This window comes from Vreelandella sedimenti (genome assembly GCF_013416325.1).
Classification (GTDB): domain Bacteria; phylum Pseudomonadota; class Gammaproteobacteria; order Pseudomonadales; family Halomonadaceae; genus Vreelandella; species Vreelandella sedimenti.
In genome coordinates this window covers 165,350-189,998 of the sequence record NZ_JACCGK010000009.1, presented here as the reverse complement: position 1 = coordinate 189,998, position 24,649 = coordinate 165,350, and the positions used below count along the sequence as shown (strand labels likewise).

18 protein-coding genes and 2 tRNA genes are annotated in these 24,649 nt (G+C 54.1%); 6 read left to right on the top strand and 14 right to left on the bottom strand.

The features are described from left to right. Nucleotides 1-36: 36 nt before the first annotated feature. The 5 genes from HZU72_RS12040 to sdhC all read right to left on the bottom strand — a co-directional run bounded on the left by HZU72_RS12040 (nucleotide 37) and on the right by sdhC (nucleotide 6,493). On the bottom strand, nucleotides 37-2,871 hold the full coding sequence (locus tag HZU72_RS12040; RefSeq protein ID WP_180092297.1) for a 2-oxoglutarate dehydrogenase E1 component: 2,835 nt from the start codon (nucleotides 2,869-2,871) through the stop codon (nucleotides 37-39). A 388-nt stretch (nucleotides 2,872-3,259) separates the two neighbouring features. Continuing rightward, on the bottom strand, nucleotides 3,260-3,970 hold the full coding sequence (locus tag HZU72_RS12035) for a succinate dehydrogenase iron-sulfur subunit (RefSeq protein ID WP_088701076.1): 711 nt from the start codon (nucleotides 3,968-3,970) through the stop codon (nucleotides 3,260-3,262). Between the two features lie 27 nt (nucleotides 3,971-3,997). Next, on the bottom strand, nucleotides 3,998-5,770 hold the full coding sequence (sdhA, locus tag HZU72_RS12030; protein ID WP_180092161.1) for a succinate dehydrogenase flavoprotein subunit: 1,773 nt from the start codon (nucleotides 5,768-5,770) through the stop codon (nucleotides 3,998-4,000). A 4-nt stretch (nucleotides 5,771-5,774) separates the two neighbouring features. Next, on the bottom strand, nucleotides 5,775-6,122 hold the full coding sequence (sdhD, locus tag HZU72_RS12025; RefSeq protein WP_022520469.1) for a succinate dehydrogenase, hydrophobic membrane anchor protein: 348 nt from the start codon (nucleotides 6,120-6,122) through the stop codon (nucleotides 5,775-5,777). Next, the gene (gene sdhC / locus HZU72_RS12020; RefSeq protein ID WP_196518187.1) at nucleotides 6,116-6,493 is read right to left on the bottom strand and encodes a succinate dehydrogenase, cytochrome b556 subunit; all 378 of its coding nucleotides are present in this window, start codon (nucleotides 6,491-6,493) and stop codon (nucleotides 6,116-6,118) included. Before sdhC ends, sdhD begins: the two co-directional genes overlap by 7 nt. 501 nt (nucleotides 6,494-6,994) lie before the next feature. Here sdhC and gltA point away from each other — a divergent pair. Beyond that, the gene (gene gltA / locus HZU72_RS12015) at nucleotides 6,995-8,281 is read left to right on the top strand and encodes a citrate synthase (RefSeq protein WP_180092158.1); all 1,287 of its coding nucleotides are present in this window, start codon (nucleotides 6,995-6,997) and stop codon (nucleotides 8,279-8,281) included. 696 nt (nucleotides 8,282-8,977) lie between these two features. Here the strand turns inward: gltA and HZU72_RS12010 are convergent. From HZU72_RS12010 to gltX, 3 genes are all read right to left on the bottom strand, one after another. Then, nucleotides 8,978-9,053: transfer RNA gene (locus HZU72_RS12010), tRNA-Glu, on the bottom strand. Between the two features lie 48 nt (nucleotides 9,054-9,101). Further along, nucleotides 9,102-9,177, bottom strand: a tRNA-Ala gene (locus HZU72_RS12005). Nucleotides 9,178-9,324: 147 nt separating this feature from the next. After that, nucleotides 9,325-10,809 (bottom strand): glutamate--tRNA ligase, encoded by a 1,485-nt coding sequence (gene gltX / locus HZU72_RS12000; RefSeq protein WP_180092155.1) that lies wholly within the window; start codon nucleotides 10,807-10,809, stop codon nucleotides 9,325-9,327. A 300-nt stretch (nucleotides 10,810-11,109) separates the two neighbouring features. Between gltX and HZU72_RS11995 the strand changes: the two genes are divergently transcribed. Then, nucleotides 11,110-11,634 (top strand): helix-turn-helix domain-containing protein, encoded by a 525-nt coding sequence (locus HZU72_RS11995; RefSeq protein ID WP_180092152.1) that lies wholly within the window; start codon nucleotides 11,110-11,112, stop codon nucleotides 11,632-11,634. 5 nt (nucleotides 11,635-11,639) lie between these two features. Here the strand turns inward: HZU72_RS11995 and HZU72_RS11990 are convergent, their stop codons facing one another. Beyond that, on the bottom strand, nucleotides 11,640-12,236 hold the full coding sequence (locus tag HZU72_RS11990) for a hypothetical protein (protein WP_180092149.1): 597 nt from the start codon (nucleotides 12,234-12,236) through the stop codon (nucleotides 11,640-11,642). 221 nt (nucleotides 12,237-12,457) lie between these two features. On the opposite strand from HZU72_RS11990, the gene HZU72_RS11985 reads away from it, so the two are divergent. Both HZU72_RS11985 and dusA read left to right on the top strand, forming a co-directional pair. Next, entirely contained in the window at nucleotides 12,458-13,264 is an 807-nt protein-coding gene (locus HZU72_RS11985) for a sulfite exporter TauE/SafE family protein (RefSeq protein ID WP_180092146.1), read from the top strand. A 197-nt stretch (nucleotides 13,265-13,461) separates the two neighbouring features. Next, nucleotides 13,462-14,499 (top strand): tRNA dihydrouridine(20/20a) synthase DusA, encoded by a 1,038-nt coding sequence (dusA, locus tag HZU72_RS11980; RefSeq protein ID WP_235976088.1) that lies wholly within the window; start codon nucleotides 13,462-13,464, stop codon nucleotides 14,497-14,499. 49 nt (nucleotides 14,500-14,548) lie between these two features. On the opposite strand, the gene HZU72_RS11975 is transcribed toward dusA, so the two are convergent. Together HZU72_RS11975 and HZU72_RS11970 are read right to left on the bottom strand one after the other, a co-directional pair. Beyond that, entirely contained in the window at nucleotides 14,549-16,021 is a 1,473-nt protein-coding gene (locus HZU72_RS11975; RefSeq protein ID WP_180092142.1) for a catalase, read from the bottom strand. Nucleotides 16,022-16,372: 351 nt separating this feature from the next. Then, the gene (locus HZU72_RS11970; protein ID WP_180092139.1) at nucleotides 16,373-17,404 is read right to left on the bottom strand and encodes a succinylglutamate desuccinylase/aspartoacylase family protein; all 1,032 of its coding nucleotides are present in this window, start codon (nucleotides 17,402-17,404) and stop codon (nucleotides 16,373-16,375) included. Between the two features lie 215 nt (nucleotides 17,405-17,619). Between HZU72_RS11970 and HZU72_RS11965 the strand changes: the two genes are divergently transcribed. Both HZU72_RS11965 and HZU72_RS11960 read left to right on the top strand, forming a co-directional pair. Further along, entirely contained in the window at nucleotides 17,620-18,231 is a 612-nt protein-coding gene (locus HZU72_RS11965) for a TetR family transcriptional regulator (RefSeq protein WP_039859306.1), read from the top strand. A 77-nt stretch (nucleotides 18,232-18,308) separates the two neighbouring features. Then, complete coding sequence (locus HZU72_RS11960; protein ID WP_180092137.1) at nucleotides 18,309-19,238, top strand: alpha/beta fold hydrolase; 930 nt, start codon at nucleotides 18,309-18,311, stop codon at nucleotides 19,236-19,238. A gap of 55 nt (nucleotides 19,239-19,293) precedes the next feature. Here HZU72_RS11960 and HZU72_RS11955 read toward each other — a convergent pair whose 3' ends face one another. The 3 genes from HZU72_RS11955 to HZU72_RS11945 all read right to left on the bottom strand — a co-directional run bounded on the left by HZU72_RS11955 (nucleotide 19,294) and on the right by HZU72_RS11945 (nucleotide 24,626). Further along, nucleotides 19,294-19,980, bottom strand: coding sequence for a hypothetical protein (locus HZU72_RS11955; protein WP_180092135.1), 687 nt, complete (start codon nucleotides 19,978-19,980; stop codon nucleotides 19,294-19,296). Between the two features lie 186 nt (nucleotides 19,981-20,166). Continuing rightward, nucleotides 20,167-23,355: an efflux RND transporter permease subunit gene (locus HZU72_RS11950; RefSeq protein WP_180092133.1), complete on the bottom strand. Its 3,189-nt coding sequence runs from the start codon at nucleotides 23,353-23,355 to the stop codon at nucleotides 20,167-20,169. Further along, nucleotides 23,355-24,626: an efflux RND transporter periplasmic adaptor subunit gene (locus HZU72_RS11945; protein ID WP_180092132.1), complete on the bottom strand. Its 1,272-nt coding sequence runs from the start codon at nucleotides 24,624-24,626 to the stop codon at nucleotides 23,355-23,357. The genes HZU72_RS11950 and HZU72_RS11945 overlap by 1 nt, the downstream gene beginning before the upstream one ends. Nucleotides 24,627-24,649: the final 23 nt, after the last annotated feature.

Here is a 24,649-nt window from a genome sequence, read left to right as displayed (position 1 = left end):
CGTTTCCCTTATATGTTCTCTAAATCCGGTGGTCGCTTATAAATTAAAAGCGTCTTCCACCAGCTGGCGCTGCTGTTCAGTGTGGACGGACATATAACCAGCTGCTGGAGCAGCAGAGGCAGGACGTCCCGCAAATTTCAACTCGCGACCAAGGCCATCTTTCAGCATATCGGCCACTGCACGCATATTGTGCTGGCTGGAGTACCAAGCGCCCTGATTAAGCGGCTCTTCCTGGCACCACACAATGTCTTCTACGTTGGTATAGTCTTGCAGCGCTTCCAGAAGCTCTTCTTTCGGGAACGGATAGAGCTGCTCAACACGTAAGATTGCCGTGTCATGACGCTCATTCTCAGCGCGCCAAGCGGCTAAGTCGTAGTAGACCTTACCAGCACATAGCACAACGCGTGTGACCTTCTCCGGCGTCAAATCCGCCTGGTCGGCGAGCACCATGTGGAACTTGCCGTGGGCGAGATCTTCAAGGCTCGAAATCGCTTCTTTGTGACGCAGCAGCGATTTAGGTGTCATCACCACCAGCGGTTTACGCAGCGGACGAATCACCTGACGACGCAGTAGATGATAAATCTGTGCGGGCGTGGTGGGTACGCAGACCTGCATATTGTGCTCAGCACACATTTGTAGGAAGCGCTCCAAGCGCGCCGAAGAGTGCTCCGGGCCCTGGCCTTCGTAGCCGTGTGGCAACAGCATGGTTAAACCACACACCCGGCCCCACTTCGTTTCACCCGAGGAGATGAACTGATCCACGACCACCTGGGCGCCGTTAAAGAAGTCACCAAACTGCGCTTCCCAGATCACCAAGTCATTCGGCGCAGTGGTTGAGTAGCCGTACTCAAATGCCAACACCGCTTCTTCCGAAAGGAAGGAGTCATGAATGGTGAAACGCGGCTGACCATCGGCCATATTCTGCAGCGGAACATAGGTAGTGCCATCTTTCTGGTTATGCACCACCGCATGACGGTGGGAGAAAGTACCGCGCCCAACGTCTTGCCCGGTAATCCGGATCGGGTGGCCCTGCTCTAGCAGCGTGGCGTAGGCTAGCGTTTCCGCAAAACCCCAGTTAAGTGCCAAACCACCAGCCTGCATTTTACGCCGGTCTTCATAAATCTTGGCCACTTGGCGCTGCACTTCGACGCCATCCGGCACTTCACACATGCGAGCCGCTAACTGCTGCAGACGCTTCATATCAAACGTCGTGTCGGCATCACCAGACCATTCGTGACCCAGGTAAGGCGCCCAGTCAACGAACAGAGAAGCGTTGGGCTCTTGCACCAGGGCATTGGCAACGTGGTTGCCTGCCACGAGGTCATCACGATAGGTTTCGATCATCGCTTTAGCGGACTCTTCAGAGAGCACGCCCTGATCAACCAAGCGCTTGGCGTACAGCGAGCGCGCAGAAGGGTGATCTTTGATCTTGGAGTACATCATCGGCTGCGTGCCTGACGGCTCGTCAGCTTCGTTGTGGCCACGGCGACGATAGCAAACGAGATCGATCACCACATCCTTTTTGAACTGCTGGCGATAGTCGAGAGCGACCTGGGTGGCGTGCAGCACTGCGTCCGGGTCATCGCCATTGACATGAAAAATAGGCGCTTGAACCATCTTGGCAATATCAGTGCAGTATTCGGTAGAGCGTGCATCCAGCGGATGCGAGGTGGTGAAGCCCACTTGGTTGTTAATCACAATGTGGACGGTGCCACCGGTTTTATAAGCACGGGTCTGAGACATCTGGAATGTCTCCATCACCACGCCTTGACCGGCAAACGCCGCATCCCCGTGGACGTTGATCGGCAGTACCTTACTGCCCTCTTCGTCGTTACGGCGATCTTGGCGGGCACGCACCGAACCCTCTACGACAGGCGCGACAATTTCCAGGTGCGACGGGTTAAACGACATCGCCAAATGGACTTCGCCGCCCGGGGACATGACATTCGAACTGAAACCCTGGTGGTACTTCACATCACCTGAGCCGCGCTCGATGACTTTCTTGCCGTCGAACTCATCAATCAAGTCAGCTGGGTTTTTACCCAAAATATTGACTAGCAGATTGAGTCGACCACGGTGCGCCATACCGATGACCACTTCCTTGGTGCCGTAACCGCCAGCACGCTGGATAAGCTCGTCCATCATCGGCACAAACGATTCGCCGCCTTCAAGACCGAAACGCTTGGTACCTGGATACTTGGATGCCAGGTAATTCTCCAAACCTTCGGCGGCCGTCAAACGCTCCAACACGTGCTTGCGCACGTCGGCACTGAAATCAGGCGCACTGCGTACCGACTCAAAACGCCGTTGTAGCCAGCGTTTCTCTTCCGTATCGACGATATGCATGATCTCGCAGCCGATCGAGCGGCAGTAAGTACGCTCCAACGCATCTACGATGTCACGCAGTGGCGCTTTGTCGATACCTAAAAAGAAAGAACCGGTTTGGAACTCGGTATCCAGATCAGCTTTTGAAAGCTGATGAAAGGACAGATCGAGATCGGGTACGGGGGTGGGATTACGCAGCCCTAGCGGGTCGATATTGGCCTTTTGATGGCCACGGAAGCGGTAAGCGTTAATCAGCTGCAGGACTTTTACCTGCTTTTTGTTTTCACCGCTATCGGCAGCGGCGACTACCCGGCCCGGGCGACTTTCGCGCCCCAACTGGTAGAACTGATCACGCACGGGGCTAAGTGGAACATCGTGGGAGGCACTGCCCTCGGGGCGCGGCAACTCATCAAAATAGCTGCGCCATTCGTCAGGGACAGACTCAGGATCGGCGAGGTACTGCTCGTAAAGCGCTTCCACGTAGTGAACATTGCCGCCACTAACGTGAGAGGAACGCCACATCAACTCCATTATGCCTTGTTGCATCTCTCGGTCACCCTGCACTGATGGGGTGGTATCGGTATCGTCGCAAACATGCGGCGACATCGCTATTGCCCTGCCGGCGGGGCGGGACATTTGCCGGCGGCGCCGGCCAACGGCCGGAAACCCTGTTCGTCTAGCTATTCTTCATCTAACACTTTATGTCGCATCTAGCGTTCATAGTGTGTTTCTAGCGGTCATACGATGTTTCGTCTTCAGTTCATGCTCGAAAGCCGGTACCCCAGGCACCGGCTTTCAAACTTGTCTGATCAACGGTGCGGCGTGACGCCGCACCGCGTGACAAACCCTATGATAACAAGCGAAGCGCCATGATTTAAGTGGCATTATCACCCAACTTAAGTGGCAGGCGCATTTTTACTAAGATGTCATAGGCTTAGGTAGCATCAGCAAGTAACATTTCGCGAATTTTACCAATTGCCCGGGTAGGGTTGAGCCCTTTTGGGCACACCGCAACACAGTTCATGATGCCACGGCAACGGAACACCGAGAACGGATCTTCCAAGTTGCTCAACCGCTCGCTGGTAGCCGTGTCACGGGAATCGGCCAGGAAGCGGTAAGATTGCAGCAAACCAGCAGGGCCGACAAACTTCTCGGGGTTCCACCAGAACGACGGGCAAGACGTTGAGCAGCATGCGCACAGAATACACTCATACAAGCCATCTAGCTTGTCGCGCTCTTCTGGCGACTGTAGGCGCTCAATGGCAGGCGGTGGCGTGTCGTTTTGCAGGTACGGCTGAATACGCTCGTACTGCTTATAGAACAAGCCCATATCGACGACCATATCGCGAATAACCGGCAAGCCCGGCAGCGGGCGCAGGGTCAGCTTGTTGTTTTTGACAACATCTGACAGCGGCGTGATACACGCCAAGCCGTTTTTGCCGTTCATGTTCATGCCGTCTGAACCGCAGACGCCTTCACGGCAGCTGCGACGAAACGCCAAACCGCTGTCTTGTTCCTTCATCATATGAAGAACATCCAGCACCATCACATCGCGGCCTTTAGTATCGACCTGAAACTCTTGCATGTAAGGTGCGGAGTCGGTTTCCGGATTGTAACGGTATACGGATACCTGAAGATTGGACATAGTGACTCCCTCTCGTCTATGCGGCGTTTAGTAGGTACGAACCTTAGGCTCGAACGTATCAACGGTTTTCGGCTTGAAGTTAACGTCGCGTTTTTTCAGCTCTTTCGTCGCCGGGAAGAAGAGCGAATGCTTCAGCCAGTTGACGTCATCACGGTCTGGATAGTCGTAGCGCGAGTGGGCGCCGCGGCTCTCTTTACGCTCAAGGGCAGCGATCGCCGTCGCTTCTGCCACTTCCATCAAGTTATCAAGTTCCAGTGCTTCTACACGGGCAGTGTTGAAGGCATTGGACTTGTCAGGCAAGTGGGCATTGGCGATGCGCTCACGCAGTAGCGCTAGCTTGTCGACGCCTTCCAGCATGTTTTTCTCTTCGCGGAATACGCCGAAGGAGGTCTGCATGATTTCCTGAAGCTCAGCTTTCAGCTCAGGAATACTTTCACCACCTTCAGACTCATTCCAGCGCGTGATCCGCTTCATGGCCGACTCAATATCAGACTCGGAAGCGTCCAGGTACTCAATGCCTTCGTTCAGGGCGCCTTCAATAAACATGCCTGCGGCACGCCCGAAGACCACGAGATCCAGCAGCGAGTTACCGCCCAAGCGGTTAGCACCGTGAACAGATACGCATGCTGCTTCACCACAGGCAAACAGGCCGTTAACGATATGATCGTTACCGCTTTCGTCCATGGTAATCGCCTGACCATGAATGTTGGTCGGTATACCGCCCATCATGTAGTGGCAGGTCGGTACGACCGGGATCGGGTCTTTTGCCGGATCGACGTGAGCAAACGTCTTAGAAAGCTCAACGATACCGGGTAGGCGCTTACCAAGTACTTCTTCACCCAGGTGATCGAGCTTCAAGAAGACGTGATCGCCCTTCTCGCCACAGCCACGACCTTCCAGAATTTCCATGACCATCGAACGAGCAACAACGTCGCGGCCCGCCAAATCTTTGGCGTTCGGCGCATAACGCTCCATAAAGCGCTCGCCGTCTTTATTGATCAGATAGCCACCCTCACCGCGACAGCCTTCTGTGACCAGCGTGCCCGCACCGTAAATACCGGTCGGGTGGAACTGCCACATTTCCATGTCCTGCATCGGGAAGCCCGCACGCAGCGCCATGCCAATGCCGTCACCGGTGTTGATCAACGCATTGGTTGTGGAGGCATAAATGCGGCCTGCACCACCGGTAGCGAGCACCGTGGCCTTGGATTTAACGTGCACCACTTCACCTGTCTCGATGCACATGGCAATACAACCGACCACGTCACCGCTGGCATTTTTGACTAAATCCACCGCGTACCACTCATTGAGGAACACGGTATTGTTCTTCAAGTTATTCTGGTAAAGGGTGTGCAACAGCGCGTGGCCGGTACGGTCAGCAGCGGCACAGGTACGAGCTGCCTGGCCACCTTCACCGAAGTTCTTCGACTGACCGCCAAACGGGCGCTGATAAATGCGACCGTTATCCAAACGCGAGAACGGCAGGCCCATATGCTCGAGCTCGAATACCGCTTTCGGGCCTTCAGAGCACATATACTCCGCCGCGTCCTGGTCAGCGATATAATCGCCGCCTTTAACGGTGTCGTACATGTGCCAGCGCCAGTCATCATTCGGGTCATCGGACGCAATCGCGCAGGTAATACCACCCTGGGCAGAAACGGTGTGAGAGCGGGTCGGGAAAACTTTCGATAACACGGCCGTCTTTTTACCGGACTTCGCCAGCTCCAGAGCGGCTCGCAGGCCAGAGCCACCGCCACCAATGATAATGGCGTCAAACGTCAGGCTACGCAGATTAGACATGTAATCAAGCTCCCCACAAAATTTGAATGCCCCACACCAAGTACACGAAAATGCCCAAGATGATGACAGCTTGGACACCCACGCGCAGGCGAGTGGACTTGAGATAGTCGGTGGTGACGGTCCACAGGCCGATCCAGGCGTGTGCGGCTAAGGCGACGAACGCCAGTAGCGAGAAAATCCGCATCCACGTCTGGCTGAACAGACCGCTCCACGTGTAGTAATCGAGGTTCGGATTAAACAGCAGAAAGGCAACGATAAAGACCGTGTAGAGGGCCAAAATAACAGCAGAAACGCGCTGCATCAGCCAGTCAGAAAGCCCACTACGGCCAAAACTTGTAATGTTAGTTACCATACCCAAACTCCTGCCAGAATAATCAGAACAGCGCTGACCACGACGGTGATCTGCGCTTTTTTAACGCCACCCTCAAGGGTTACCCCAATATCGGCATCCATCAGCAGGTGCTTGATACCTGCTACAAAGTGGAATGCCAGTGCGGATAACAACCCCCAAGCAATCAACTTAGCCAAAAAATTATTGGCCAGTGCATCGCTAACGGCGTCGAAACCCGCAGGAGATGACAAGGACTTGCCCAGCGCCCAAAAAGCGAAAATCAGGCCAACGAACAGGATGACACCCGTGATGCGGTGTGTGATCGACGTCAGCGCCGGCAGTGGGAAATGTATCGTAGTAAGGTCTAGGTTTACGGGTCGTTTGCTATTCACGGCTTTGTACACACTCTCTTGGCCCGCTCTGCGACAGGTCGGGCATGGCCCGAGCGGGCGGTGGTTGCTGGAAGGGGCTCGGCCGTTGCCAAGTCGGGCACGACCACCTACCTGCCGGTCGCGCGCCGTGGATTATAAGAACCTTCGCCCTCGCTTACAAACCGAACTCAGCCCTAACTCGACTATGGTGCAAGAAAATTGTCCGCATCCTGAGTCGATTTTGCGCTGCAGCATGGTTATAGTGACAGTAGATTAGCAATTTGATAAGCCTGTTAACATATCATGTTAGCCTATCGTCAATCTTCTGACGTTTCGCCATAATGTAGGCTTTTTCATCGTATACAAAAACTATTCAAAGCAACAATATTTGTACAACCTGAAGCTAGCGCTTAGGCTAATTGACAAAATGTCGCACACTTCTATAGTGGGCAAGCCTTTTCGCCGGCGCGGTATGCGCAGCAATGACTTTACGTCCCAACCCGAATTCGAAAGGAGGCCAGCATGGCTGACAGGAAAGCGACATTGACGGTAGACGGTCTGGATAAACCGATCGAGCTACCCATGTATTCCGGCACACTTGGCCCCGACGTCATCGACGTACGCGGTTTAGGCGCTGAAGGCCTGTTCACCTACGACCCCGGCTTTATGGCCACCTCTTCCTGCCAGTCTGCCATCACTTATATTGATGGCGGCAAGGGCGTGCTGCTACACCGCGGCTACCCGATTGATCAACTGGCCAAAGAGTCCAATTTCGTAGAAGTGTGCTACACCCTGCTGTTTGGTGAGTTACCCAACGACGAGCAATACGCGGATTTTGAATCGCGCATTCGCAACCACACCATGGTTCACGATCAGATCAACAACTTCTTTAAAGGGTTCCGCCGTGATGCGCACCCGATGTCTATTTTGTGCGGTGTAGTGGGTGGCTTAGCGGCCTTCTACCACGACCACATGGACATCACTCAAGAGGAAGATCGTGTGATCAGCGCGATCCGTCTGATCGCCAAGATGCCTACACTAGCGGCAATGTCCCATAAGTATAATGTGGGTCAGCCCTTTAACTACCCGCGCAACGACCTGACCTATGCAGAGAACTTCCTCTACATGATGTTCAGCAACCCTTGCGAAGAGTACAAAATCAACCCGGTATACGCGAAAGCCATGGATCGCATCTTCATGCTGCACGCGGATCACGAGCAGAATGCCTCTACCTCGACTGTACGCTTGGCAGGCTCCACAGGTGCCAACCCGTTCGCTTGTATTAGCGCAGGTATCGCGGCACTTTGGGGCCCCGCTCATGGCGGCGCCAACGAAGCCGTGCTGGCCATGCTTGACGAAATCGGTGAAGACTCCGAAGAGAACATCCAGCGCTTTGTTGATAAAGCCAAGAATAAGGACGACCCGTTCAAGCTAATGGGCTTTGGTCACCGCGTGTATCGCAACTTTGACCCGCGCGCCAAGGTAATGAAAGAGACCTGCGACGAAGTACTTGCAGAGCTCGGCATGGCCGACGACCCGCAGCTTAAAATCGCTAAGCGTCTTGAGCAGATTGCCCTAGAAGACGAGTACTTCATTGAGCGGAAGCTGTACCCGAACGTTGATTTCTACTCAGGCATCATTCTGAAAGCGATGGGCATCCCAACCAATATGTTCACCGTGATTTTCGCTGTATCGCGCACCATTGGCTGGATCTCGCATTGGCACGAGATGCTCAGCGAAAGCTACAAAATCGGTCGTCCGCGCCAGCTCTATATTGGCCACGACCAGCGTGACTATCCAAAAAAATAACCCCTTCCACATGACGGTACGACCAAAGGCCACCTTAGGGTGGCCTTTTGCTTATGCATGAACTAATTGGCGCGATGCCTCATAGGCCTTCAACGCACCACCACAGGCACCCACCATCAATCGACTGACTTATCGAGCCTTGAATTAGCTCGCACCTAGAGACCGCCCCTTGTCCTGCTGAGCATAGCCTGCCCTGTTGATCAGCCGTTGCAATTATTAAGTGCACCGTTGATGGGAGCCATTTGATAGCGTTCTGTTTCGCCTCGTTTGATGCATTCATTGGGCGAAATCGCCACCACTACCCCCCCCCGAGAAGCCCTAATATCGCTTGACTTTTTGACATCCTGGCCTGGCTCAGGGTTTTCCACACTATCTGTGGATAACCCTGTTCACAACCACTTCAAAACGTCCCGAAATCGCCATGGGCAGTGGGCCAGCCTTAAATTGGTTATTTTTTAACCTAACATAAGCTATTGTTTTTCAAGGGTTTAAGTTCTGTTAAAGATTTTTTACGTCAACAACAAGGGGTTGTGCACAACCTTAAAACAAGAATCGAAAAAGTGGACAAGTCAAGCACAAAATCGTCCAAAAATTGTCGATTTGTAGCTCTTTTGTGAACGGCAGGAATACAAAAAACCAGCAAATGAGAAGACTCATTGCCAGAGAAATAAACGATTAGGAGGGATACTGAATTAGTGGCGTCCCATAGGGGGTTCGAACCCCTGTTACCGCCGTGAAAGGGCGGTGTCCTAGACCACTAGACGAATGGGACGTATATCGAGCCGCTTCGCGAAAGGCACTGATGACAAGTACTACGAATTGGTGGAGCCTAGCGGGATCGAACCGCTGACCTCAACACTGCCAGTGTTGCGCTCTCCCAGCTGAGCTAAGGCCCCACATGTCGCGAAGACGGAGCGTATAATACTGATTCCGCAGGTCTTCGTCAACAGAAAAAACGCCAATTTCCTAAGGACGAGAAATTGGCGCTAACGCTATCTCAAGCGCGGTTAGCTGATTTTACTAAACTGTTTCACGAAGCTATTTCACAAAGCTATTTCACGAAACTCTTTCTCAAAGCGCTTCGCCTGTTTTTTCGAGACGCCGCCCAATACCTCTATCGCACTGCGCAGGCGTGCCCGTGTAACGTCGGAGCCAAGAATCGCCATGGCATCCATCACTGAAGTACTGGACGTGCTGCCGGTAATAGCAATAAACACGGGCGCCAGAAAGGCTTTCATTTTCAAGTCAAAGTGCTCAGCCAGCGCTTTGACCTCGTTCAAAAGCGCCTCTTTATGCCAAGCCGAAACGCCCTCGAACCGCCAGACAAGGAACTGAAGTAATTTGACCAGTTCCTCTTCTTCAAGCTTCACGCTATCAAACGACGCTTTTGTTAGCGCCGGAAGGCCAGAGAAAAAGTGCCCTGCCAACGGCATTACCTGGGAGAGCGTCTCTACCCGAGGTCGCACCTGCGGCAGTATCTGCTTAACGTAGGCTTCATTGAAAGCCCAGTCACGCAGTGCGCTCAACAGTGCATCATCATCCAGGTCTTCACGGATATACACACCGTTTAGCCAGGTCAGTTTCTCCAAGTCAAATACAGGGCCACCTAACGAGACACGCTGAACGTCAAACTCCGCCATCATCTCTTGTAGACTGAACTTCTCGCGCTCATCGGGCATCGACCACCCCATCCGCCCCAAGTAGTTGGTAACAGCCTGGGCTAAAAAGCCCATCCGACGATAATAATTGATAGAGGTCGGGTTTTTGCGTTTAGAGAGTTTGGATTTATCGGGGTTGCGCAGCAGCGGCATGTGACAAAGTTGCGGCATTTGCCAACCAAAATACTCATACAGCAGTTGGTGCTTTGGTGCTGAGTTAATCCACTCTTCCCCACGCAGCACATGAGTAATCGCCATTAGATGATCGTCGACCACATTGGCGAGGTGATAAGTGGGCATGCCGTCTGATTTAAGCAGAATTTGCGCGTCCACCTGCGCCCACTCCACTTCAATCGAACCGCGCAGCATATCGTTGACCACACAAACGCCTTCAGCGGGCACATTCATGCGCACTACATAAGGCCAGCCTTCCTGTTCACGGCGTGCTTGCTCTTGGCTATCCAATGCTAAGTCAGCAGGCTTCAATGCCAAGTGCAAGCCCGCAGCCTTGCGGGTTTCACGCAGCTCATCAAGCTCTTCACTGGTGCGATAACACTTAAATGCATGCCCGGCATCCAACAACTGCTGGGCGTATTGAGCATAAATATCGCCACGCTCGCTTTGCCGATAAGGACCGTGGGGGCCGCCAACATCGGGGCCTTCATCCCACTCAAGACCCAGCCAGCGCAGCGAATCGAGAATCATCTGCTCCGACTCAGGCGTAGAGCGCACTTGATCAGTGTCTTCAATACGCAGAATGAATTGGCCACCGTGCTGACGCGCAAAACAGAGGTTAAAAAGCGCGATGTAAGCCGTACCAACGTGGGGGTCTCCTGTGGGAGAAGGTGCGATGCGAGTACGTACGGTCATGAAAACGTCCTATTGGCAAAAATGCATGGCGATATTATACGCACCTTAGGCGCAACCAACAGCGTCACGTAGGGAACGACTAGTGCAAGAAAGCGTCAGAGAAATTAACTCAACGTTATTTGTCCACTAATGCGCGCTAAAGCACAATCGCTTAGTATGGCTCTGCAGTAACATTTTGGGCGCATACCCCAAGCTTGAGACAGACCAATAACGTATGTTCATAGCGCCACTATCTATATTAGAGAAGTTTATAGTGGAAGACATTCAACGAGCTTGTTAGCTCATCATCAGGAAGACGAAATGGAATCGCTAGGCTCACGTATCAAGCAACTGCGGCTTAGGGCCAAGCTCAACAAAGCTGCCCTCGCACGCAAAGTTGGCGTGTCAGATGTCACCATTTCTTATTGGGAATCTGGGGCGATCAAGCAGATCGGTCACGAACGCCTTGTGGCGCTCGCTGATGCACTCGACTGCTCCCTGGCAACTCTATTGGAAGGTGATAGCGCCCCCGAGCTATTAACGTTGACCCATACTGGCCCCCTCCCCTGGGAACAGGTACAGGCAACGACCATTAAAATGCCCAGTCACCTCCCGCTGAGCATCGAGTGGAAAGCACCGTGCGTGATGGCAACACCCGGCCCAGGTACAGATTTTTCACCCGTTAATGCTGGTGACCTTCTGCTACTCGGGCCAACCCATGTGTTTCACAAAGCGGGCCACTATGTAGTGCAACGCGACGATCGTTTCGTCATTGAGCACTTCGCCAAAGCCCCAAGCGACACATCGATTCATGCAGTACTGTTAGCCCATTGGCATCCTGCCTAAAGCGTCTACCTCCCCGGACTCTCTAGCACCTCCACCTGGTCACGCGTTTGCCTTGGCTCACTCCCCACCAAGAAGCGACGTGAGTAGGTGGCCACTTGGCCCAGCCCATGGCGGGATTGATTTACCAGCTCTCCCGCCAGGTGCTGGCCCTCGTGGCCGATACGCGCTTGAACGACTTCCGGCTGCACACTGCCTTCGGAAACCTCAACCTGTACTATATAGCCACCATCGGGTAAGCCACTGCCAGGGCCAAATGGGCCCGCTGCGAACACGCCACCCTCTATACGCGTTCGCTCACGCCAACGCACGCTGCTGATCTCGCGTTCGACAATAATCTGCACCAGCGTTTCATCGGGCAAGTTGCTCTCGCCTTCCACCATTAAACGCCGATCACTGCGCAGCGATACATGCGCCATTATCTCGACGACAAGAGGCGCGATCTCTTCTGCCTCAGCCACTTCTATCTCAGCAGCTGTGGGCTCAGGAGCTGATGTTTGTTCTGCAGTTGATGCCGAATCACTCGGCTTGTCTGTTTCGCTACAGCCTACCAGTAGCGCAACGGATATCATCAACACACCAACACTGCTTAATACATTGCGCATACGCACTCCAAAATATTGCCCCGGAGCCTGTCAAGCTTGACCGATCGTCGCGAAAAACACACGAATTTGCAGTAGATCAGCATTCAGTCTGACAGGCTCCTAGCAGCTTACCACTGCATAGCCGCTACCACAGTGGAATACTTGTATTGGCCCCGCTACAGGCACCGCTTCAGGTATAATATGCTTATCATGCTAACAAGACACTTTTAGGAGCAGCGGCTTTGGACATCATTTGGTGGTTGGCCTATGTAGCACTGGGCGGTTTTGTGGGCTTGATGGCGGGCTTATTGGGGATTGGTGGTGGCGGCATTATGGTGCCAATTCTGACGTCGCTTTTTGTACTCCAAGGCGTGCCCCACGAGCACCTTGCCCACTTGGCTTTGGGCACCGCCATGGCGGCCATCATTCCCGCCTCTACCGCTAGCCTGCTTTCCCACCATCGGCACGGGGCCGTTCGCTGGGACATCGTGCGCTTTATTACTCCAGGCATATTAGTGGGCACCTTTTTGGCGACATTTATCGCTGCGCTGCTACCCACCCACGGCCTTGCCATCTTTTTCGCCTGTTTTATGGTGCTAATGTCGCTCCAGATGCTGGCAAACATCAAGCCCAAACCGAGCCGCGGCTTACCCGGCCCTCTTGGCGTAAGCGGTGTGGGGTTGGGCATTGGTGGCATTTCCGCGCTCGTTGCCATTGGCGGTGGCTCACTAACAGTGCCCTTTCTCACCTGGTGTAACGTCAAGCTACCCCGCGCAATAGGCACCTCGGCAGCCGTAGGGCTACCGATCGCGGTTGCTGGTGCACTTGGCTACATAATCAACGGATGGTCTACCCAAGGGCTGCCCAGTGCAGCGCTCGGCTACGTTTACCTGCCCGCGCTACTGCTCATGGCGCCCTTCAGTATTCTAACGGCTCCCATCGGAGCAAAATTAGCGCATAGGCTACCCGTCAAACTTCTCAAACAGGTATTCGCTTTTATGCTGATGGGATTGGCATTGCAGATGGTGTATGCGGTGTTTGCTGCTTAAACCCAAGCTTTAGCGTATGGCCCTTTCTCGGAATGCTAAAATGGGCAGTATATGAGAAACTACCGTCCCTTTTTAGACGCTTCACGATCGTCGCCATCACTGCCTCGAAAAGTGACAAATGAAAGTGCCACGAAGTGCCAAATTTGTGACACCAATTAGCTAAAAACGTGGCTCAACTACTGTAAATATGAACAGTTATGAATGATAACACAACCGCGCAAACCCGCATGAAGTCAGGCATTGCCCGCCCGGAGCTGGATAGAACTTTCTCCGTCGCGCCCATGATGGATTGGACAACCCGCGACTACAGAGCGTTTGCACGCACGTTAACTAAGCGGGCGCTGCTGTATACCGAGATGGTCACTACCGGTGCGATTTTGCGCGGAACTCCCCGTAAGCGCTTTTTGGGCTATAGCGAGATGGAGCATCCGCTTGCGCTTCAGTTAGGCGGCAGCGATGCTGGTGAGCTGGCGGAGTGTGCGGCGATCGCCGAGGCGTGGGGCTATGACGAGGTGAACCTGAACGTGGGTTGCCCGAGTGACCGCGTGCAGAACAACCTGATTGGCGCGTGCTTGATGGGCTACCCCGAAAAGGTGGCCGATGCCGTGCGGGCGATGCAGGCAGCAGTGTCTATTCCGGTCACGGTGAAGTGCCGTATTGGCATTGATGACCAGGATGAAGATGCCGACCTTGAGCGGTTTATAGCTATCGTTGCTGACGCAGGCTGCGAGGTGTTCACGGTTCACGCCCGCAAGGCGTGGCTGCAGGGTTTGTCGCCTAAGCAGAACCGCGATGTGCCGCCGCTTAACTACCCCCGCGTTCACCGTTTAAAGCAGAGCCGTCCTGAATTGCATATCGGCATTAACGGTGGGATTAAAACGCTGGCAGAGTGCCAAGCGCAGCTCACCCATGTGGATAGTGTAATGGTGGGGCGTGAGGCATATCAAAACCCTTGGATGCTGGCGGGCGTCGATGAGCAGCTGTTTGGTAAAAAAGGCCCGGCGGCGAGCCGCTTGGATGCCGCAATAGCTTTCCGGCCGTATATTCAGCAGCGCCTGGATGAAGGTGCAAAGCTAAATCACATCACCCGCCACCTGCTGGGCTTGTTTCAGGGTTGCCCTGGCGGAAGGCGCTTCCGGCGTCATTTGTCAGAACACGCCCATAAAGAAGGCGCAGGATTGCGCCTATTTGATGACGCGCTTAGCTTAGTGAACGAACCCGAGTGCGTTGTATAAAAAACCCGCTACGCAAGCGTAGCGGGTTCGTGTTCCCAGTAGCGTAAGCTTACTGACCGTTTTCCCGGCGGTTCGCCATTACGCCCTGCTCGACACGCTCGCCGATAGTTTGGTCGACGTTTTTCCAGTACTCAAATACCCGTGATAGCACCGGCTCTTCAACACCATCGGAAACGTGGCCCACAATATTGTTTACCAATCGGTCGCGGGCAGCATCATCCATTACCTTATTTACCAGGTCATTGGCTTGGTTGAAGTCGCCATCGCCCGAGCGCAGCGTGTAGGCGGCGCGAACCAACTCGCCGTCAGTCTCCCATACCGCATCTTCCGGGTACCTTTCCGGATTGGCGTGCGCGCCCCCTTTGCTATTAGGTGCGTACACCGGGTCGGTGGAGTGGGAAATACGCATCTGACCACCCTGGCTGTAGCTGTTAACCGGGGTCTTGGGCGAGTTAACGGGGATATCTTGGTAGTTGACCCCTAAACGCGCGCGGTGCGCATCAGCGTAGGATATTACCCGCGCCAACAGCATTTTATCCGGCGAGAAACCGGTGCCCGGCACGGCGTTGCTGGGCTGAAACGCGGCCTGTTCGATTTGGCTGTGGAAATCGACGGGGTTGCGATCCAACGTCATCTTACCGACTTCTTTCAGCGGGTAGTCGGCGTGTGGCCACACCTTGGTCAAATCGAAGGGGTTGATGTGGTAGGTCTTGGCATCTTCAAACGGCATAATCTGAACTTGCAGCGTCCAGGTGGGATGATCGCCGCGTTTGATGGCGTCGAACAGGTCGCGGCGATGGTAGTCGGCATCCGCACCCGCCATCTTATCGGCCTGTTCCTGGGTCATGCACTTAATGCCCTGGTCAGTCTTGAAGTGGTACTTCACCCAGAAGCGCTCGCCTTCAGCGTTCACCCACATATAGGTATGGCTGGAATAGCCGTTCATGTGGCGCCAAGTGGCGGGGATACCACGATCGCCCATTAGCCAAGTTACCTGGTGTGCAGATTGCGGAGAAAGCGTCCAGAAGTCCCACTGCATATCGTGATCACGCAAGCCGTTATCCGCTCGACGCTTTTGTGAGTGGATAAAGTGCTGGAATTTGAGCGGATCGCGAACGAAGAACACAGGGGTATTATTACCCACCATGTCGAAGTTGCCCTCTTCGGTGTAGAACTTCAGCGAGAAGCCACGGGGATCGCGCCAGGTGTCCGGGCTACCCGACTCACCGGCCACCGTCGAGAAACGAGCCAACATCTCGGTTTTCTTACCCGGCTGGAGAAAGTCAGCCTTGGTGTATTGGCTAACGTCGTGAGTTACTTGGAAGTGACCAAAGGCGCCACTCCCTTTTGCGTGGGGCTGACGATCCGGAATCATTTCCCGGTTAAAGGCAGCCATCTGCTCCATCAAGTAGTGATCATGCAGAACAATCGGCCCATCTGGGCCTACTGAGAGTGAGTGTTCATCACTGCTAACCGGTATGCCCGCATCTGTCGTGGTGTGCTTAGGTTTATCGCTCGTCATCGCTGTTCCTCCATGTCACGGTAGACGTGGCGTTTGATCGCCACTCGTTCGAGTTCGATGAAAGCCTAGCTATTTGTTTTAGGCTTTGTACGAAAACTGCCTGCGCTCGACAATACGGCGTTAAAAATCGCCTCAAAATGCTCATTTACACCCCGTAAACTTCGCTTTTTCGTTGATTTTTGCCTTGTCTAGTCTTCGCTCGCCGACTTTTCGTACAAACCCGGGTTGTTATCATTTTTAGCAGCCGCTAACAAAGCCCATCCTTAGGTATAGTCAAATGGCTGCTGACTTGCCATTTATAGTAGCTAATCCTTAACTATTGAAGCGATAGCTTTTAATTATGAACAACGATTAATAAAACGAATCAGGTGGCGGTACCAAGCTTGAGTTAAAGCTCTCAATAGCCGTTTCTGCCTCATCAATTTCATCAAAACGGGCAATATGGAACAGCGCCTCGCCTTCATTGGCCAACGGCAAGCGACTCATGCCAATCACAATACCATCGGCGACAGCGCGCACTTCACCCTCATCATTGCCAAAGGGGTCGGCGACCTTGCCCAGCACCTCGCCTTTCGCAACGCGAGCGCCTAAGCGCACCTTGGGGCGCAAAATGCCATCAGTAGGTGCCCGGGCCCAGCTTGACCCTTTGGCAAGCTCTGCGGGTGCTGGCGTACGGCGGCGCTGTTCGCCGGTCAGCATGCCTAGTCGGCGCATGACTCGCAGCACACCGCGAACCCCTGGGGCAATCGCCCACTCGTCAAAACGCAGCGCCTCGCCGGCTTCATAGGTCAGCACTGGAATACCGCGCGTCTGGGCGTAGTGCCGCAAGCTACCTTCACGCAGTTCCGCATTCAGTACCACGGGTGCGCCGAAAGCATCGGCCATACGCTCGGTTTCGCTGCCGATTTGCAGCTGGGCACGAATTTGCGGCAAGTTGGTGCGGTGAATAGCCCCGGTGTGCAGATCAATAATATGGGTAGCGTGATCGACAATTTTTTCACGGAACAGGGCCGCGATGCGCCCACCTAACGAGCCCGACTCACTGCCCGGAAAGCAGCGATTGAGATCACGCCGATCGGGCAAGTAGCGGGTTTGCTGTAAAAAGCCAAACACATTGACTACCGGTACCGCGATCAGGGTACCGCGGATACTATTGATTGCTTTCGCGCGCAGTACCCGGCGGACAATCTCCACACCGTTGATTTCATCGCCGTGAATGCCACCACATACCAATAGCACTGGCCCATCCTTGCGGCCATGCACGACTTCGACAGGAATATGCAGGGGCGTATGGGTATATAAGCGCGCCACCGGCACATCAACTTGTAAGCGTTGGCCGGGCATAATGGTATGCTCGCCCAGCTGAAAAGGAGCTCGCGCCATGCTTTCTGTCCTGTTTTTTTAATTCGTTTTGCTCACGACGATAGTACGATGTGGGCCAGTTTCATTGCCTGTTTATACGCTTTCAGTCGTGAAATGACGAATTTGTTAACTCACGTTATGAGATGGCTCATTTAACCATACAGTTTTGAATGTAAATGTTCTCCCTCTTAGGTTAAAATATGACCATACTGTGTCGATAATGAGGTTGCATTTCCATGGCAAGAAAGACCAAAGCAGAAGCGGCTGCTACACGAGAAGCACTGCTTGAAGCTGCTGAAGAGGTATTTTTTGCCAAAGGCGTGGCGCGCACCTCTTTAGAGCAAATTGCTCGCCATGCAGGCCTTACTCGCGGCGCCGTTTATTGGCACTTTAAAAACAAAGGTGACCTTTTCATGGCGCTGGTTGAACAGGTGCGCATGCCCTTCCAGTCGCTAATGGATGAGGTCGACAAAGCTGACGCCGAGCTATCACCGCTGGAGTCTATACGACTGGCCTGCCATGCAGGTTTAGTGCGCCTTGAGCAACCTTCTTATCAGCGAATACTCTCCATCCTGCTGCATCGCTGCGAGTTCTTCAGCGATATTAACCCGCTTGACATGCAGGAGCAGATCGGCAACGAATGTTTTGAAGAGATGCTGAATGTCTTTGTGCTCGCTGAGCAGCAACAATTGTTGCGCGAAGACCTTAGCCCCGAAATTGCAACGCGTTTGATGCAGTCCATGCTGGGAGGCCTGTTCCACGACTGGCTACGTAACCCTGGAGCTTTTTCGATCCGTGAACGCGGTGGCGAGCTGATTGATACCTCTATTCGCATGATGCAGCGTTAAACATCGAACCCCACTCTCGCTGCAATGCAGCAAGTATGCTTATACTGGCCCTACTGTTTTAGCCGTGTGAGTACTCTATGGATGCCTTGGAGTTTGTTCGCATACGCGAATTAGAAGTCGCCGTACGCATTTGGAACCCTAATGCCCCTCGCACTTTGATCGTCTGGCATGGCTTTGCTCGCCACGGTGGCGACTTTAGCGCGCTGGCGCGGGAACTCGGCAGTGAATGGCGGATTATCGCCCCAGACACCCCTGGCCGCGGCTTATCAAGTTGGTCGCTTTTCCCTGCTCACGACTACCTTTATAGCCATTACGTGACAGTAGCGATAGCACTGCTTGACCACTTTGAACTCGATTACATCGATTGGCTGGGCACCTCGATGGGTGGCCTGCTAGGCATGTTGATCGCAGCTGACCCACAGCACAGTGGGCGTATTTCCCGGCTGATTCTTAACGATGTGGGCCCCGAGCTGAACACGCAGGGTCTTATTGGTCTCTCCAGCTATTTCGGTGTTACCCACCGCTTCTCTACCTTCAGTGAACTCCAACAAGAGCTCAACCAGCACTACGCTAGTTTCGGTATTACCGGTGAATCCGCACGACGCGAACTAGCGCTCAACAGTGCCCGTCGGTTACCGGATGGCAGTTGGACGTATCACTTTGATCCGCGCATTGGCGAACAGTTTGTACACGATACGCCGCGCGACATGTGGGCAGACTGGGCGAATATTCGCTGCCCAGTGATGGTGATACGCGGTGAAGAGTCCACGCTTTTAGACCCGGAAACACTGCCGCGGATGGCCGAAGCGCACCCCCAGCTTGTGACGCTTACAGTGCCTGACTGTGGCCACGCGCCCATGTTGGATAAACCGGCACAGGTAGACCCCATTCACGACTTTTTAAACCGCCCCGCACCTCGCCCTACCTCCGTTGACAAGACGCAAAACGCCTCAGCCTGGCAGCGTGCAGTGCAGTGGCTGGCGCAGCAGTGGCGGCGGTGGAAATAGCCGGGAAGCCTAGCATTTAGGCTTCCCGGTGACGCTCCTCAAATAGAACGTCGTATTAGTGGGAGGTGGAGTAATGAGTTGATTGGCGATTTTTCTGGTTTAGCCGCAGTCGGTTCAAACGAACTCGCGTTTCGAGATACACCTGCTCGGAGACGCTGCGGTAGGCGCCCTCTTCAGGTAAGTATTTCACCAGCACTCGGCGTTCCCCCTGTACAGGCAGAGCATCGTGCTTGCTAAGCAGTTTGACCCTGCTATTGGGCTCATTATCAATGGCTGCAAATGCCTGCTCACCGGTACCTTCGCGCTCAGTCACCACTACCGTTTGACCTAGTAAACAGCGACGCGTGAAGGGGCGATAACGGTGCAGCTCACGGTGTAAGGCCTGGCAGAGCATCGCCGCCAAAGGCGAAGCAACCACCAGCGTAGCCCATAGCACCAGCACCCCTACCGGTATACGTATCAAGCCAAGCGGTAGCCACCGCAATACCAGTAGCTCGATCGCTAATGTAAGCACTGCAGCAATGGTCAGAATCACCGTCAAGGCCAGCGTCGCGGGAACCCCAGCGAAGCCTAGAGAAACCAGCGTGCTGGCGAGATGGTCTTCTTTGAGGCTATCGCGTTCAAACAGCTCCAGAGGGGCTAAACGGATAATCACTAACAGCCAGTAAAGGGCTAACAGCCCGAGTAGCAACGTAAAGACGATGGTCGGAAACTGCGTAGCAGCGTGCAGTAGATCGTTCATGATGGCGCCTCCCCCGGTACTTAGCCGGTGATGTATTGTTACTTCCAGCTTAGTCCAGATTAGCTTTTGGGCGCCACCTCTACCTTGATCTTAGTCAGCTAGCTTGATTAACGTTACCGCAATAAAAAGCGGGTGCCATCCGAAGAGAGCACCCGCCTGTTCTTACGGGTGATTAATCGCTAAGGGCTAGTGCTTGTCATGCTCAAGTGCCGGTTGTGAGCCATCATGCCTATTCCCCTTCATCTTGCGACCTAGCCAATCAGAAACGGTTGCAATCATGGCGTAGAAGCTGGGGATAAACAGGCTGCCCAAGGTGGCAACTGAGAACATACCCATGGCGACAGTGGTACCAATGTGATGGCTGCTTACGTCGCTGGCACCGGTCGCCAATGCGAGCGGCAAGGTACCAAAGATGAATGCCAAGGAGGTCATCACGATGGGGCGAAAGCGTAGCTCTGCTGCTGTAATCGCCGCTTCACGGATTGATTTTCCCTGCTCCTTACGTTGCAGTTCGGCGAACTCGACAATCAGGATGGCATTCTTCGCCGCAAGCCCGACCACCACCAACATACCGATCTGCACATACACACTGGTGTCCAGCCCGCGCAGCACGATCCCGCCAATACCGCCTAGGAAAGCAAAGGGTGTTGCGGTGAGTACCGCTAGCGGTAACGACCAGCTCTCATACTGAGCCGCCAGAATCAGGAAGACCATCAATAGACCGAAGACAATCGCCAGGGTCGCGGCACTGCCCATATTGGACTCTTGGTATGCGGTACCCGTCCAGCCCATGCCCCAGTTGGTTCCCAGCGTCTCTTGCACGACTTCGTCCATCGCTTCGATCGCCTGAGCAGAGCTATAGCCAGCCGCAGGTTCCCCCTGGAACTGAGCTCCGGCATATACGCCGAAGCGCGACACTACCGATGGGCCCGTTTGTCGCTCAAGCTCGACAAACTCAGAAAGCGGAATACGTTCGCCATTTCCGCCACGTACGTAAACGCTGCTAACGTCTTCCGGCGTTTTGCGGAATTCATCTTCGTTTTGCAGATACACCTGAAAATTACGGTTCTGATAACTGAAGTAGTTCACAAAACCGTTACCAAAGGTATTGGAAAGGGCTGAGTTAATATTTTCCAGCGCCACGCCGTAGCTTAATGCCTTCTGCTGATCAATGTTCGCCCGATAGGACGGCACATTCACATTGAACGTAGTAAAGACACGGTTCAAGGCCGGGTGCTGATTAGCCTTCTGCATGATTTGCAGTGACGCTTGATAGAGCTCACGAGGCGTTGCCCCATCAAAGGACTGCAAATAGCCGGTAAAGCCACCAGTGGTCGAAAGCCCCATGATCGGCGGTAAGTTAAAGGCCATCGCCGAGCCACCATCAATACTGGCGCCTAACCCCATAATGCGACCTACAAGTTCGGTGGCAGTCAAATCACGCTCAGACCAAGGGCTTAGATTGATAAACATTACCCCCCGAGCGGTATTCACGGCACTCGACAAAATGTCATAGCCCGCCACCGCTGAGGAGTATTCCACACCGGGAATATCTTCAATCGCTGCACTGAGTTTCGACATATAGCGTTGGGTGCGATCCAGCGACGCGGCGTCAGGAAGCGACACGCTGACCAGCACAACCCCTTGGTCGGTTTCCGGCACCAGCGTTGAAGGCGTATTGGCGTAGAGCCAGTAGGAACCAACCCCTGTCGCTACCGTGAGCGCTAATGCCAACACCCAAAACCGCACCAAGCCTTTTACGACCCACATATAGGCAGCGGTGATCCCCGCAAACAGTCTGTCAAACAGGCGTAGCGGTGTATTTAGTGCGCGCTTGAATTTGGACTGCCCGGCACCGGCGATTTTGTGCTTGATAAAAATCGCTGACAGAGCAGGGGTAAAGGTCAGCGCCATTAACGCCGAGATAGCTACCGAGATCGCTACGGTAATCGCAAACTGCTGGTAAATCTGTCCGGTAAAGCCGCCAAGGAAAGCCACGGGTACAAACACGGCTGCCATGATCAACGAAGTCGCAATAACCGGCCCGCCGACTTCTTTCATCGCCCGAACAGTGGCATCGCGCACGCTGATATCGTCCTCTTCGCTTAGCACGCGTTCGACGTTTTCCACGACAAGAATGGCATCGTCGACCACTATCCCTATCGATAGCACCAAGGCAAATAGTGTCAACAAGTTGATCGAAAAACCAAACATGTAGAAGCCTGCAAAGGTGCCCACGACCGCAACCGGCACCACCGACATGGCAATCACAGTGAAACGCCAGTTCTGCAGGAAAATAAACAGAATGACGATAACGATCAGAAAGGCTTCAATAAAGGTGTGGAGTACCGTTTCCACGGAGGCATCAATAAACAGGGTCGTATCATAAGGGGCAACATATTCAAGCCCAGGTGGGAAGCGTCCAGCCAGCTCCTCCATCGTATCCCGCACACCCTGCGCAGTTGCCAGCGCGTTAGCACCGGGCTGCTGGTTAATAATAATCGGCGTCATGGTTGAGCCGTTCAAACGCGCATCAACCCCGTAAAAAGATGCCCCAAGCTCAATGCGAGCGACGTCTTCCAAGTTTAGCGAAGAGCCGTCGCTATTGGTGCGCAGGTAAATATTACGGAAGTCGTCGACATTATTAAGGCGGCCGCCAGCGGTAATCGTATAGGTGTACGCACGCGGCTCACTTTGCGGCGTCGATGCCAAATTGCCCGCAGGAACTTCAGTATTTTGTGCCCTAATCGCGCTGGCCACTTCACTGGGCGTCAGGTCGTACTGAGCCAACTTATCCGGATCCATCCAGATACGCATGGCAAATTCCCCGCCGCCCAACACCTCGGCATTACCCACACCCGGCACCTGACGCAGTTCATCAAGCACGTTAAGGGTGGCGTAGTTCTGCATATAGATGTTGTCGTAGTCGCCATCAGGTGAGGTCAACGCGATAAACATCAAAATCGAGTCAGAGCGCAGCTCAACCGTGACACCTTGTGACTGTACGGCCTCAGGTAACTGCGAGAGCGCCCCCTGAACCCGGTTGTTGACGTTGATGGTGTTAATGTCGCCGTCGGTGCCGATGTCAAACGCCACGCTCAAGCTCATGAGGCCGTTATCGGCGCTGTTTGAGGTCATATAAAGCATGTCCTCAACGCCGTTAATGGCTTCGGCAATGGGGGCCGCCACCGTTTGCGCAACGGTTTCTGCATCTGCCCCAGGGAACTGCGCTTGCACCGATACCGTCGGCGGCACCACGCTGGGGTATTGTTCAATAGGCAGAATGCGCATGGACATCACGCCCACCAGCGTCACGATAATCGCCAGTACCGTGGCAAATATCGGGCGGCTGATGAAGAAGTTAGAGAAGTTCATTATTGTGCACCCTCTTCCCCTTCAGCGGGTTGGCCATCAGCTGCCCCCTCTTCCATTGCCTCTGACGCTTCAGCCTGCTCCTGGGCCTCTTCTTGCTCCACATCTTCAACGATGTCCTCAGCGTTGCCAGCAAACGGCTGAGGATCAATCACCATACCCGGCTCTAAACCAGCGGGGTCGCCGACCACTATACGATCCCCCGGCTCAAGCCCCTCACGAATCAACTGCCATGGGCCAGCCACTTCGCCCAATGAAACAGTTCTTTCCCGAGCCTTGTTGTCGTCATCCAGGACAAACACCTGCGGGCCCATCAATCCTTGGGTAACGGCAATTTCAGGGACTGCCATCACATCAAAACGCTTCAGGCCCTCAATGCGTACACGTACAAATTGGCCGGGCAGTACGGTCGCCATGGGGTTTTCGAAGGTTGCGGACGCTTGCACGGTACTAGTGCCGCTATCAACTCGTGAGCCCAGGAAGTCCAAATGCCCTTCTAGTTCGGAATCGCTGCCGCCACTCACGCCAGGAATGCTCAACCGCGCACGAATATCCGACGTATCACCGCCGTCACTCAACTGTCGACGCAGCTCAAAGGCATCCCGCTGAGGCAGTTGGAAACGAACTTCCAGTGGGTCCAGCGGAGTGATCGTCGCTAGCTCCGTACCCGAGGTCACCAAATTGCCTACATTAACTTGGCTCAAACCGATCATGCCTGAGACAGGAGCCGTCACCTGGGAATAGCCTAAATCCAGGTTGGCGCTGGTCAAGGCGGCTTCTGCTTGGGCGACGCTCGCCTGGGCTACTCGTTGGTCGGCCAACGCCTGATCATACTGCTGGCGACTCACTGAGTTTTGGCTTAATAACTGCTCGAAACGTTGGGCATCACGCTGGGCGCGGGCAAGCTCGGCACGAGCGCTCTGTAAATCGGCTTCACGCTGATTGACCGTGGCCTGGTAAAGATCGGGCTCGATGGTATAAAGACGATCGCCCTCCTCCACCAACTGACCGGGTTCAAAGTGACGCTCCTCCAGAAACCCATTGACACGGGCCACCAAGGTAACTTCATCGTCACTGCGCAGCAGCGAAGGGTACGACTTGTCCAGCGGTATATCCTGACGCGCCATTTCCGCCACTTCGACCTCGTGGGGCGGAGCTTCTTGCTGGGCACCCTGTTGAGGTGCCTCGGCTTGTTCTTGACCGCAGGCTGAAAGTGCCAGCGCAGCTACCAGCGTCACCAGACTCGCTCGGCGTGAGTGAATCATATTCTTCATACGTTGCATTCCCATATCTTTTT